Raw genomic sequence first — 13,107 nt, 5'->3', positions numbered from 1 at the left:
TGAATACATACAATAGGCAAATGACTGAATAATGAGTAATATTTGGCAAGGCAGATTGGACGGAGAAGAACTTCTCCATCACAGAATATTTCAAAGGGTAAGAGAAGAACGCAATTACGATAATATCGCAATAGATGACTTTGTACTGCATGGTTTTGCTGTAGATGAAGGAGTAAGACGAAACAAAGGCCGTCAGGGAGCTAAGGATGCTCCTGATGTGATCAGAAAAAATATGTCTAATTTTCCGGTGATTCTCCCTGATTTTTCAATGCTGGATTTCGGGAATATTAGCTGTGACGATGGTAATCTGGAAAACACACAGAACAATCTTGCCAAAAATGTTTCAAAAGTACTTTTAAAAGGCGGAAAATCCCTTGTCTTAGGCGGAGGGCATGAAGTTTCTTATGCCCATTATTTAGGAGTTAAAACAGCTTTTCCGGAACAAAAAATAGGAATTATTAATTTTGATGCCCATTTTGATAACAGACAGCCGGAAAAAGGAGTAGGAGCGAGTTCAGGTACTGGCTTCTGGCAGATTGCTCAGGAAGGCCCTATTAATTCTCTGCATATCGGAATTCAGAGAAACTCCAATACACTTAAGCTTTTTGATACCGCTCATCAGTACGGGATGAAATATATTCTGGCAGATGAATTATTTTTCGAAAATCTTCCATCCATCTATCAGCGTATTGATGAACTCTTGAATACTGTAGATTATGCCTATCTTACTATTTGTATGGATGTTTTTAATGCATCAGTAGCTCCCGGAGTTTCGGCTGCAGCATATAACGGAATCTTTGCGGATCCAGCCTTTATGCATTTTTACAGGCATATCTTAAAAAATAAAAAATTGGTTGCATTGGATGTGGCTGAAGTTAACCCTTCTTTCGATATCCAGGACCGAACAGCAAGACTGGCAGCATGTCTTGTTAATGAATGGCTAATGATTTAAGATAAAGCTATATTCTTCCGATAGAGAAAATCATTATTTTATTAACCCTTAAGGAATGGAATTTGCTAATTTCACCGTGCTTTTAAAATAAAAGCGCTCATAAATTCATTAGCTGAATTTAAAACAGAATTTATATTATGGAACAATTAATTGAAAGCAAGCTTATTAAAGCAGATAAAGCGTTTTCAGTGTGGAGAAAAGTGCCGTTTGAGGAAAGGCAGAAGTTAATTGCAAAAGCAGCAGAAATCTTAAAGAATAATTCGGAGAAATTTGGTAGAATAATTACAACAGAAATGAATAAACCCATTTCAGAATCAATAGCTGAAGTGGAAAAGTGTGCTTTAATGATGAATTATTATGCCACTGCTGATAATATCTTAAAACCAGAAAAAGTAGAATCTGAATTTGCTTTTTCCGAAGTTCATTATGCTCCAAAAGGAGTAATTTTAGGAGTAATGCCGTGGAATTTTCCTTTTTGGCAGGTATTGAGATTTGCTACTCCTGCAATTTTAGCTGGAAATACAGTTGTTTTGAAGCATGCTTCAATTTGTTTCGGAAGTGGAAATGCCATTGTAGATGTTCTTCTTGAAGCAGGTTTTCCGGAAGGTGTTTTTCAGAATCTTGAAGTGGGACATAAAGCGGTAAAGGAAATTCTTGAGCATGATGCTGTGAAAGGAGTAAGTCTTACAGGCAGTGGAAAAGCCGGAGGTGAAGTGGCTTCAATTGCTGGTTTAAATATCAAAAAATCTTTGCTTGAATTAGGTGGAAGTGATGCATTTATCATTTTTGATGATGCCAATCTAGAGGAAGCAGCAAAAGCTGGAGTAAAATCCAGACTTCAAAACTGCGGGCAAACTTGTACAGCCGCAAAAAGATTTATTATTGACGAAAAAATCGAAAATGAATTTCTTCCTATATTCATTGAAGAATATAAAAGATATGAAATTGGAGATCCCTTAGACAAAGAAACCAAATTAGCAGGAATGGCAAGACCTGACCTGGCTGATGAGCTGGAAGCTCAGTTTAACAGAGCATTGGAAAATGGAGCAGAAATCATTATTCCTCTGGAAAGAATTTCAGATAATGAATTTAAACCAGGCTTAATTAGAGTTCAGGAAGGAAATCCAATTTTAAAAGAAGAACTTTTCGGACCTCTTGGCATGGTTATGATTGCAAAAAATGATGAAGAAGCCCTAAAAATGGCCAATGATATTCCTTTTGGACTTTCCAATTCTGTATGGACTAAAAATAAAGACCGCCAATTATTCTTCATTGAGAACCTTGAATCTGGAACAGTCAATATCAATAGAATGACAAGTTCTGATCCGCGTTTTCCATTCGGAGGATCAAAGGCCTCAGGGTATGGAACAGAACTATCCCTATTAGCTTTAAAGGAATTTGTGACAGCTAAGACGATTGTAGGTAATTAATATTTGTATAATGTAAAAAGTACAATGTATTTATAAATACAAAAGAAATTATAAACAAAAACTCCCGGAAATCATTTCCGGGAGTTTTTATATGTTTTTACAAAAAGTAATTTTGCTTATTGCTTATACTGTCGTCAATCTCAGCGTATTTGTTTTTCCACCTTCGTATGATGGAGTAGCATTGATGTTGATTACGAAATCTCCTGTTTCGATATAACCATAATTATGCGTTAACATATTTACCTGGATAATCGTTTCATCAGTAGACTTTTTCATATCATAATAGTATGCGTGAACACCCCAAAGAAGGTTCAGCATAGCGATTACTCTTCTGTTACCGCTATATACGATAATGTGAGAGTTCGGTCTGTGTGCTGCAAGCTGGAAAGCCGTATATCCTGAATGAGTAAGCGTTACAATAGCAGAAACGTTTGTGGTTTTAGCAATTCTTACCGCTGCAAGACAAACTCTGTTTGTAATGAATCTTTCATCAATACAGTTATAATCTTTTTCGATTGGCTCATTTTTGTGTTGATAAAAATGAGTGGTTTCGATATTCTTTACAATTTTAGCCATGTTTTCTACAACCTGTACCGGATATCTACCTACAGAAGTTTCTCCGGAAAGCATTACGGCATCAGCTCCGTCCAATACAGAATTCGCCACATCATTTACTTCCGCTCTTGTTGGTGTTAAGCTGTTGATCATAGTTTCCATCATCTGGGTTGCGATGATTACCGGCTTAGAATAGAATCTTGCTTTTTCTACCAGATTTTTCTGGATGGCAGGAACTTCTTCCATTGGAACTTCTACCCCAAGGTCTCCACGGGCAACCATTAGACCGTCACATTCAACAAGGATTTCTTCAATATTTTTTACCCCTTCAGGTTTTTCAATCTTCGCAATAATCGGAGTTTTGAATTTACCATTTGGATGCGCATTAATAAGCTCCTTCAAGTCGATAATATCCTGAGCATGACGAACAAATGATAAGGCAATCCAGTCAACTTCCATGTCAAGCATGAAATTAGCATCCTGAACATCCTTTTCTGTCAAAGCAGGAAGCGAAACATTCGTATTAGGTAGATTAACTCCTTTTTTAGAACTTAACGGACCTCCTTGAATGGTTTTTGCTCTTACAGTATCTTTTTCATTGGTTTCGATAACCTCCAACATTAGTTTCCCATCATCAATAAGGATTCTTTCTCCTACTTTTACGTCTTGTGGAAACTGCTGGTAAGTCATATACACCTTAGTGGAATCTCCTTCCATCTTTTCATTGGTGAAGGTAAGAATATCACCTGGATTCAGGTAAGACCCTTCCTTTACAACTCCCACTCTCAGCTTAGGGCCCTGAAGATCTCCCAGAATTCCTACTGAATAACCATACTCGCTGTTGAGCTCTCTAATTATTTCAATATTTGTTCGAACTAAGTCGTAATCTGCATGGGAAAAATTTATTCTGAAAATATCAACACCCGCTTTCATTAAATCTAACATTACCTCCTTCGACGATGAAGCAGGCCCTAGTGTTGCGATAATTTTTGTCTTCTTTAAATACTTATTCATAATACTGGATAATTTGATAAAGTTCTTCATCAGAACTCAGTGTATAATCTTGAATTGGAAACACAAGATTTTCAGGGAGCAAAATTACGGAAAAATCAGGAAACTGTTCCGAACTATGCAGAATATATTCCACATCTACCTGATTATTTAATAAAAATTTAATGTTTTCTTCTTCTGTAAAGAGTTCTGTCTGAACTTTTTTTTGCTTACTTTCAGAAGATTTATTTGAAATAAAGGTAAAACAGGTCTTGGAAAACTTGTGGTAGGCCTCAAATCTTGGAAAAAAGTAATCATAATACCCTCCATGAAAGACAAGATCTTTTTTTCTTGAAAAACTGAGATTGTTGGCTTGATTTATTTTGTAAAAAAATTCATGAGCAGGTACATCTTTTGCTAATCTTACCAATCCTATGGCAATATCTTCAAATTCTATATCATCAAGATCATAAAGTTTTTGAATTTCCAAGTATATTTTCTTTTTTATTTAAAATATAAAATGCCCTTTGTGCTGCTTTTTCCTCTGCTTTTTTCTTGGAAGTTTCCGTTGCATTAGCAATTTTTCCTTCACCCAGCCAAACGTGACATCGGAATACCACAGATTTATTAGCTTGTATTTCTTCGCAGGTTTCGTACTTTATATTGACCTTCTTCTTTTGGCTCCATTCGAGTAGGAGACCTTTATAGCTTACAATTTTGTTTTCAAGCTTATTGATTTCAGAAGGGGTCAGCAATTTTTCCAAAATAATCCTTTTACAGGTATCATAATGGAAGTCTAAATAAACGGCACCAATTAGAGCTTCGAATAAATTTCCGGAGATATTCTCGCCCAAAGCGGATGAACTGTTTTGCTTTTGCAAAAGGTTGGTAAGCTTGAGGTCTTCTCCTAATTTATTGAGGTTTTTCCTATTAACAATCTTAGATTTCATCTGGGTCAGATATCCCTCATTTGCCTGAGGATAGGTCTGGAACAGATGACAAGAAATAATTGTACCCAAAACAGAATCTCCCAAAAATTCAAGCCTTTCGTAGTTGCTGTCTTGATTTTTAGAAGAATTTTTCAAAGAAAAAGCCTCGCGGTAAAGAGCTATATTCTGTACCTCTGTACCTAAAACTTTTTTAAGTTCAGTACTGAGAAAATATTCTCTCTCCGTTAATTGTCTTTTTCTTTTTTTGAGAAGGAATTTAGAAAAGTATTTCTGTAACTCCATTCATTGAATTTAGATTTTCTTAAATAGAACGCAAGCATTATGCCCGCCAAATCCAAAAGTATTGCTCATGGCTACTTTTACATCTTTCTTCACAGCAGTGTTAAACGTAAAGTTTAGTCTGCTGTCAATATTTTCATCATCAGTAAAATGGTTGATGGTAGGAGGAACAGTACCATGAATAATAGTTCCCAATGCAGCGATAGCTTCAATAACACCTGCAGCACCAAGAAGGTGGCCTGTCATTGATTTTGTAGAATTAATCTGAATATCATAAGCGTGCTCGCCTAATAATCTTGAGATTGCATTGGATTCTGCGATGTCTCCTAATGGAGTAGAAGTACCATGCATATTGATATGATCTACTTCATCAGCAGTTAAACCTGCATCTTCCAGGCAGCTCTTCATTACCAGATAAGCGCCAAGGCCTTCAGGGTGTGGAGCGGTCATGTGATGTGCATCAGCACTTAAACCTCCTCCTAATAATTCTGCATAAATTGTAGCACCACGTTTTACAGCGTGCTCATATTCTTCAAGAATGATAGTTCCCGCACCTTCACCTAATACAAATCCATCTCTGTCTTTGTCAAAAGGTCTTGAAGCTGTTTTAGGATCATCATTTCTTGTAGAAAGTGCCATCATTGCATTAAACCCACCGACACCACTTGCTGTAACGGCTGCTTCAGAGCCTCCGCACACAATCACGTCTGCTTTTCCTAATTGGATCAGCATTTTGGAATCAATTATAGCATTTGCTGAAGATGCACATGCAGATACAGTAGTATAGTTTGGTCCATGGAAACCGTATTCAATAGAGATATGTCCTGGAGTGATATCCGCAATCATTTTAGGGATAAAGAACGGGTTAAATCTCGGGATTTCCGTATTGGCCCATCCTAATACTTCAGTTTCAAAAGTCTCTAAACCTCCGATTCCGGAGCCCCAAATTACACCGACTCTGTTTTTATCCACATTGTCTTCCATAATCCTGGAATGTGCTACTGCTTCTCTGGCAGCAACAAGTCCCAGTTGGGTATTTCGGTCCATTTTTTTAGATTCTTTCTTATCGAAATGCTGTAATGGATCAAAATTTTTGACTTCGCAAGCGAACTTCGTTTTAAAGTTTGTGGCATCAAAAAGAGTAATCGGAGCGGCACCGCTCTCACCTTTTACAAGATTTTCCCAGTATTCTTTTGCATTATTTCCTATTGGTGTTATTGCTCCAAATCCGGTTACAACTACTCTTTTTAATTCCATAAACTTTGTTTAATTTCTTTTTTGTTGAAGAATATTATTTATTTACTACTTCTTCGATGTAAGCGATAGCGTGTCCTACAGTAGTAATTTTTTCAGCTTGGTCATCCGGGATCTGAATGTTAAATTCTTTTTCAAATTCCATGATTAACTCAACTGTATCTAGTGAATCAGCTCCTAAATCGTTAGTGAAGCTAGCTTCAGGAGTTACTTCTGTTTCTTCAACGTCAAGCTTATCAGCGATGATAGCTTTTACTCTTGATGCAATGTCTGACATAGTAAATTATTTTTTTAATTGTTAGATGGTGCAAATATATAAAATTCTTTACGATAAAACATTTTTTTAGCCTTTTTTGTGGACCAGAAGCTTTCATTTTAGATTGTTCTGCTTTAGTCTTTTAGTTTTCAGGAGGTTATATTTATACTTGAACAATAAATGCAGAGCCTGAACTTTAACTTTAAATGTACTTGTCAGTTTTTAAGGTTAAGATACTATGGGTAAGCTTAATTTTATTAGGCAAATGAAAGTGAGTAAGAGTATTGAAATTATATAATGTAAAGGTATCTATTTTTTTGAGAGAGGAAATCCATCATTTATAATATATGATAAAGTTGTTTATCAGAAATGAAATAAATTTATACTTTCCTAACACTTATTCTTTTTCTTTGACATAATAAATGGCTGCAGAGAAATCAGGATATCTTACCATTAATGTGTCGTTCACTTTCTTGACTCTAAACTCATAGTTACTATATAAACCGCCGGTATTGGGTCTATGGGTTATTAAATAAACATATCCAGTGCTTGATGATCCTTCATGTTCAACTGCCCATATCAAATTTGTAGTTTTCGATTTATTTATTTGATCATTGAGACTTGAGTTATCAATTAATGAAATAACATCATCTTGAGTGAATTTTAAACGTGCAACAGGTGTGCTTGTAGTATGCCAAACACCTTGTATCCAGAGTGGCGGATGGAAATGCTTGGTTTGGGCTGGTACTTCTGGTTCATTGTTAGGTAAATTGTCATCACTTCCTGAGCAATTTATTGTTAAAAATGATAATGCCAAAAATGGTATTAACAAGATGTTTTTTGTAGTTTTCATAAAATGGTGTTATTAGTTTAAAAATATAGTTATAGGTTTGGATGAGCTAACATTCTCTTTGTCAATGAGGATGGGTGTAAATATATGCATTGCTGATTGATGTATTTAAGCTTAGATGTTTGGAGTGCATAATTTATAAGAAATAAATGTGAAAATGAAAACCCGCTTAGATGACCTAAGCGGGTTTTGTGGAGTTGGAGGGACTACTTTTTTGAATGTAATTTGATTTGGCTTCACTTTTGTATTCGTTATAAAGCCTTTATTTTAGGTGATTTGATCAATATTTGATTTAATTTGATTAAATAGTATTTAAAAATTTCGGATACAATTTCGGATACAATTTTAAAATAAGCATTACATTATGGCATCAGTTAGTTACTATTTGAGAAGTAAAGTCCTAGATAAGGAATGTACAATTTGGTTACGATTTAGAGATAAAAATATCGACTTGAAAGTTCCTATACCTTACCTCTCATGTAAACCAAAAGATTGGAAAGACGGAAAATGCAAGACAGTTTCTAAAAAAGTTGCTGAAAACGATGTTGATACAATTAATGTGCGTTTGTCAAAATTGGAAGCTGATATTATTTCAAAATTTAAATCAGATCATCCAGAGGTTGATGTAAAAGGTTGGCTAGAATCTGTTATTGAGCCGCAAAAGGTAAAGCTGGATGAAGAGACTATATATTCTGATGAAGTACTTTCTTTTTTTGATGTATATATAAATATAAAGAAAAATGAAAATGCCTCAATTTCCACTATTAAGAAGGCTAATGTTGTAAAGAATTTGTTAAGCCGATATATTGAACATAAACAAACAAAGAAAAAAACATTTACGAATTTAAAATTTAAAGATTTAGATAATCATTTCAGAACTGATTTTGAAAGTTACTGTAAGAAAGAATTGTATAGTATCTCTACTACTTATAGAGATTTAAAATTTTTAAAGACAGTCTGCAAAGTTGCAGAATCATTTGATATTGATGTTCATAAACATGTCATGAGTTGGAGATTTGAAGTTGAAAAAGCTACAAAGCATATCCCTAAATCAATTTATTTAACGTTTGAAGAGCTTGAAAAAATTGAAAATGCGAAAATGCCTCACGATTATCTGGATAATGCTAAAGATTGGCTTTTAATAGCCTGTTATACGGCACAACGCGTTAGTGATTATTTAAGATTTACTTCATCAATGATTGTACAGGATACGGAGGGGCAGATGTATATTGAATTTACACAGAAAAAAACTAATGCTAAAATGAAAATTCCTTTATTGAAAAAAGTTTTGGAAATTTTAGCTAAACGAGATGGAGAATTTCCACGTAAAATATCAGAAGTAAATCTTAACCTCTATATAAAGCAAGTTTGTGAGATTGCCAAGATTGATGAAATAGTATATAACGGAAAGACAGAGGTTATAGAAAGAGAGGGTAAAAAGAATGTTACAAGAAAAGTTTTTGGTGAATTCCCTAAACATGAGTTGGTAACTTCGCATATTGGACGTAAAAGTTTTGCCTCTAATTTCTATGAAAAAATACCAACTGCTTATTTGCTTAATTTTACTGGACATACAACGGAAAAACAATTATTGACTTATATTAATAAAACGGATGTTGAAAAAGCAAAATCAACGGCTAAATTTTTCAGTAATTTAGGTTATTAAATAATTTTATAAAAAAAATAATTATTTGGCATGATTTTTGATACTTGATTTAATTAGAAAGCTAAAAATATTTTATTAAATTAATATCCAAAAAAAGCTTTTAATAATGATTTTGACAATTAAAAGTCAAGATATTGGAAAAAACCTATAAATGTTATATTGGCATTCATAGGTTTTTTGCTTTAAAGACAATAAATGAATTTTTATTGCCTGTGGGAAAATTACTCCCTTTAATTAAAAGAGTATAGAAAATAAGAATAAAACATATAATAAATTATGGTAAACTGAAAGACCTTTAAACAAAGGGGTCTTTTTTTTATATCCAAAAATTTATTATGTATAAAATAATATTAATATAAAAACAATTTAAAAATGAACACATTGCAACTGGTACAAGTACCAAAAGACGAATTAATTAAAGAAATTGAAAACGTAGTTATGAAGGTATTGGAAGCGCTTAATTTCGGGAAGCAAGCAGAAAATGAAAAAGAACTTTACACCCGAAAAGAAGTGATGGAACTCTTAGGTGTTACCTATTCAACGCTTTTTAATTGGAATAAGAAAAAGATTTTAATACCCAGAAAAATCGGGCATAAAGTGTATTATGATAGAAAAGAAGTTTTAGCGTGTAAGAATAATTAAAAACAAGAAATATCTATCAAGTGGAAATTTATAAATAAAATATAAAAAGACTTATAAAATTTCAGCTTAGTATAATTTAAAATAACAAAATTCGACGTGCAAACATATCCGTAATAAATATTACGGGAGGAATTGTCGTGTCTAAATTTTAATAAAATAAATTTTAATTTATTAAAAATCAATACATTATGAATTTAAATAAAAACAAAAACAGCCACATTGAAATTCTATTACTTATAGTTATGCAGAAATTAAAAGAACAACTTCATTATGAAATGGAAGAAACTTTAACAGCTAAAATAAATGCTATGGAAGAAAGAAAAACTGAAGAACTCTTATCAATTAAAGAAGCTACTGAATATCTAGGAGTAAGCAAAATAACACTTTGGAGATTAAGAAAATCTGGAGAAATAAAAACCCATATGCTCGGATCACAAGTTTATTTCAAAAAGTCCGAGATTTTAAAATCGCTGACTCCTGTAAACTAAGGTATTAAAGATATGCTCTTTAGCCCAAACTTAAAAAAACAAAATATAGTAAAAACATTTAATAAACAATTTTATAATGAAAAATCTCAACAAAAAAACTCAGGTTAAAAATGAAAAAACGAACAAGAAAACTATGAAAACATTTGATTTTAAAAAATTTGAACAAAAATTATTACTCGCACAAGTCACCTATCAACTTGAATTGGAAGAAAGACTAAGGAATGAAGCTAAAGGCTTGTATTTTGAAATGGACTGTGAAGAGCAGATATGGGTATATAAAGATTCTAAAGTGGTGGCTGATATTTGTATTGAAGAGGAATGGGAAAATAAGATTGTTGCTACAATAAATATTAGCCCTTATTCTAAAGTTACATTTAAGAAAGTTAAAAAGAAACTCCGTGATTTTCTATTCAACGAATGGACTAGAGAACAATATGAAAAACTTGAAATTATTGAGTCTTGCATGAGTGGAAATTTTGAGCACTGGAAAGATCATTAATAAAAATATTAATCCACAATGGGAATTCCTTCTTTTTTAGGGTTGGAATTTCTGTTGTTAAAAAACAGGAGCATGTTTAAAGTATACAATAATTTAGCTGATAAAAAAGTGATAGCAGAATTCTGTGATGTAAGAGAATTGTGTGATTATATCCAGAATCCAGATAGAAAAGTTGCAAAATTCATTGAAGAATTTAGGAAATGCTATTCAGATGCAATCTTACATAGGTTGCGTGACAAATTAGAAGTGTGTAATTTCAATTACTTGAGTCCAGTTTCAAACAAAAATGAGGATGGCATATTACTGAGTGGATATTTTTATTATGAGATACAAGACAGCAACGATTTTGACTATGATGTTACCCATGTTAAAGCATTTTGGAGTACCATTAATGGAAAAGGATGTTGTATTTTGGTGGAAGTAGAAAATATACCTGAAGAAGAACTGGCAAATGCCTATAAATGGGTAGCAAACAAAGTGGGAGTGCCAGAAAAAGATTATTTGGACACCATTTTGATGGAAGCAGAGCTTGTGAGCTATGATATGCAGGCGCATTGCAATGATGATGCGATAGCATTATCTTTTGAAACAAAAGAGCTTGAAGCTAAAGTGGACTTGCAACCTAATTTTTTCCCCCAGTTAGATGGATATAATGATATATACTACCGAACTGGGGGGGAAATAAGGCTTAATAATTTAGAAGAAATCGCTGAAGATTATCAGATCAGCTTTGATGAAAACGGATTATTCGACTTTGGAAAAGAAAAAATCAAATACTGCCAATGCTTTGTTCCGTTTGAAGCTGTTGGAGCAAAGAATAGATATAAGTTTTTAAGTGGTTTTGCGAAGTGTCTTATTTCACTCAATCCCCATATGGCTTTCGAATTATTACATCATTATTTACAAAGCTATAACAAACAATATTTTGTGACACCATTGGGTGATGGTGTGGTTGAAGAAATTTTAAATAATGCTTATAAATTGAGAGGAGTTTTAGAACCTTTGGAAAATAGAACAAGAAGATTTTATTTTGAAGATCCGACAATGCCCGCTCCAGAAAAGAAAAAGTTGGTTAACCAAATCTTAGCAAAAGACAAGGTTGAAAAAACACGCCAAGAACTTTTAAGGTATCTTGAAAATTGGGATTTTGAAAAATATCCTAAAATTACCCAAGCTAATCTAATAAAAGTATCTGGAAGAGACAGAAAGACGATACAAAACCATTATAGGGTGGTTCGTAATAGATTTGAAAATAAATAATTTTTGCATTTATTACCTCTTTTCTATGTTGGTAATTAGGGTTTGGTAATATTGTTTTGATAGGCTATTATAAAAGCAAATTAGGTTTGTTATAGATTTATTTTTTTGAGTTCATATACTGTATTTGGAAAAGTATTGCAGTATATAGTAGGTGTAAATTTTGTAAATTCGCAGACAAATGTATTAACGTGAAAATTTATGGATAAGCAAAAACGAGTTGGTGAAGGAATTAAAAAAGTAGTCTCTACTATGATGGATAAAGTAATGCAGAATGTGCTTGTAAAAGATCCATTTATAAAAGAATCACATCATGCAGCAAAGCCTCTTTATGCAGCATTAGTGCCTGATGAAATATTCAAAGGTTCTCATTTTGAGAGAAGATTTGTAACTCCTTTTGGAGGAGTTTGGGAAAAGCTAGCTCAAGTTGTTGCTAATGAAAATCATGGACATTGTTCAATGGGGCACACTGTTAATGGTGTAGTAGGTGCTGAAAGTTTAAGGAGAATTCAAGAGGTTCTTAATAACTTAGAACATAAAAAAGGTGTAGCTAAAACAAAACCAGATTGGATAAAAGAACTTGCGTATGTTAGACAAGGGGGAGGTGATCCAATTCCAGTCAGTGTAACCTGTGATATATTCATACATAATACCGAGACAGATACTAAATATGCTTTTGAATTAAAAGCTCCTCTTCCAAATAGTGACCAGACTAAAGTTAGCAAAGAAAAGCTATTGAAGCTGTTGGCTATGAATCCAAAACAGGTGGATTATGCTTACTATGCGCTGGTCTATAATCCATATGGAAAAAAAGAAGATTATAAATGGGCGTTTCCAATGAGATGGTTTAATATGCATACAGATGAATCTGTTTTAATTGGAAATGAATTTTGGGATCTTATAGGGGGAGATGGTACATATGAAACTTTTATTACTGAAGTAAATAAATTAGGAAGTAATTATAAAGAAATAATTTATCGTGATTATTTGGAAATAGAACCACCTCAACAGTCAGAACAAAATTTGTTGAAATAAGATT

Annotated in this window: 14 protein-coding genes; 8 read left to right on the top strand and 6 right to left on the bottom strand. The window is 33.2% G+C overall.

The genetic code is table 11. The features are described 5' to 3' along the window. Positions 1-31: 31 nt before the first annotated feature. Both hutG and KIK00_RS12755 read left to right on the top strand, forming a co-directional pair. Positions 32-952 (top strand): formimidoylglutamase, encoded by a 921-nt coding sequence (hutG, locus tag KIK00_RS12760; protein WP_255812773.1) that lies wholly within the window; start codon positions 32-34, stop codon positions 950-952. A 137-nt stretch (positions 953-1,089) separates the two neighbouring features. Beyond that, a complete protein-coding gene (locus KIK00_RS12755; RefSeq protein ID WP_255812772.1) occupies positions 1,090-2,382 on the top strand; it encodes an aldehyde dehydrogenase family protein in 1,293 nt (430 codons plus the stop codon). A gap of 123 nt (positions 2,383-2,505) precedes the next feature. Here the strand turns inward: KIK00_RS12755 and pyk are convergent, their stop codons facing one another. The 6 genes from pyk to KIK00_RS12725 all read right to left on the bottom strand — a co-directional run bounded on the left by pyk (position 2,506) and on the right by KIK00_RS12725 (position 7,519). Next, a complete protein-coding gene (gene pyk, locus KIK00_RS12750) occupies positions 2,506-3,951 on the bottom strand; it encodes a pyruvate kinase (RefSeq protein WP_255812771.1) in 1,446 nt (481 codons plus the stop codon). Continuing rightward, positions 3,944-4,417, bottom strand: coding sequence for an IPExxxVDY family protein (locus KIK00_RS12745; RefSeq protein WP_213277160.1), 474 nt, complete (start codon positions 4,415-4,417; stop codon positions 3,944-3,946). Before KIK00_RS12745 ends, pyk begins: the two co-directional genes overlap by 8 nt. Next, entirely contained in the window at positions 4,395-5,159 is a 765-nt protein-coding gene (gene rnc / locus KIK00_RS12740; protein ID WP_077418880.1) for a ribonuclease III, read from the bottom strand. Before rnc ends, KIK00_RS12745 begins: the two co-directional genes overlap by 23 nt. 9 nt (positions 5,160-5,168) lie before the next feature. Next, on the bottom strand, positions 5,169-6,413 hold the full coding sequence (gene fabF / locus KIK00_RS12735; protein ID WP_255812770.1) for a beta-ketoacyl-ACP synthase II: 1,245 nt from the start codon (positions 6,411-6,413) through the stop codon (positions 5,169-5,171). Between the two features lie 34 nt (positions 6,414-6,447). Next, positions 6,448-6,687 (bottom strand): acyl carrier protein, encoded by a 240-nt coding sequence (locus KIK00_RS12730; RefSeq protein WP_002976354.1) that lies wholly within the window; start codon positions 6,685-6,687, stop codon positions 6,448-6,450. Between the two features lie 376 nt (positions 6,688-7,063). Beyond that, the gene (locus tag KIK00_RS12725) at positions 7,064-7,519 is read right to left on the bottom strand and encodes a hypothetical protein (RefSeq protein WP_255812769.1); all 456 of its coding nucleotides are present in this window, start codon (positions 7,517-7,519) and stop codon (positions 7,064-7,066) included. A 361-nt stretch (positions 7,520-7,880) separates the two neighbouring features. Between KIK00_RS12725 and KIK00_RS12720 the strand changes: the two genes are divergently transcribed. The 6 genes from KIK00_RS12720 to KIK00_RS12695 all read left to right on the top strand — a co-directional run bounded on the left by KIK00_RS12720 (position 7,881) and on the right by KIK00_RS12695 (position 13,103). Then, complete coding sequence (locus tag KIK00_RS12720) at positions 7,881-9,182, top strand: phage integrase SAM-like domain-containing protein (RefSeq protein WP_255812768.1); 1,302 nt, start codon at positions 7,881-7,883, stop codon at positions 9,180-9,182. A gap of 372 nt (positions 9,183-9,554) precedes the next feature. Next, a complete protein-coding gene (locus KIK00_RS12715; RefSeq protein WP_255812766.1) occupies positions 9,555-9,824 on the top strand; it encodes an AlpA family transcriptional regulator in 270 nt (89 codons plus the stop codon). Between the two features lie 188 nt (positions 9,825-10,012). Continuing rightward, positions 10,013-10,312, top strand: a complete 300-nt coding sequence (locus KIK00_RS12710) for a helix-turn-helix domain-containing protein (RefSeq protein ID WP_255812764.1) — start codon at positions 10,013-10,015, stop codon at positions 10,310-10,312. Positions 10,313-10,388: 76 nt separating this feature from the next. Beyond that, on the top strand, positions 10,389-10,811 hold the full coding sequence (locus KIK00_RS12705) for a hypothetical protein (protein WP_255812762.1): 423 nt from the start codon (positions 10,389-10,391) through the stop codon (positions 10,809-10,811). 72 nt (positions 10,812-10,883) lie between these two features. Further along, the gene (locus KIK00_RS12700; protein WP_255812759.1) at positions 10,884-12,071 is read left to right on the top strand and encodes a hypothetical protein; all 1,188 of its coding nucleotides are present in this window, start codon (positions 10,884-10,886) and stop codon (positions 12,069-12,071) included. 198 nt (positions 12,072-12,269) lie between these two features. Next, positions 12,270-13,103, top strand: coding sequence for a TdeIII family type II restriction endonuclease (locus tag KIK00_RS12695; RefSeq protein ID WP_255812757.1), 834 nt, complete (start codon positions 12,270-12,272; stop codon positions 13,101-13,103). The last annotated feature ends 4 nt before the right edge of the window (positions 13,104-13,107 follow it).

It is taken from the genome of Chryseobacterium sp. MA9, assembly GCF_024399315.1.
In the GTDB taxonomy this organism is placed as follows: domain Bacteria; phylum Bacteroidota; class Bacteroidia; order Flavobacteriales; family Weeksellaceae; genus Chryseobacterium.
Note: the sequence above shows the minus strand (reverse complement) of the source record. Positions and strands in the feature narration are given on the sequence as shown.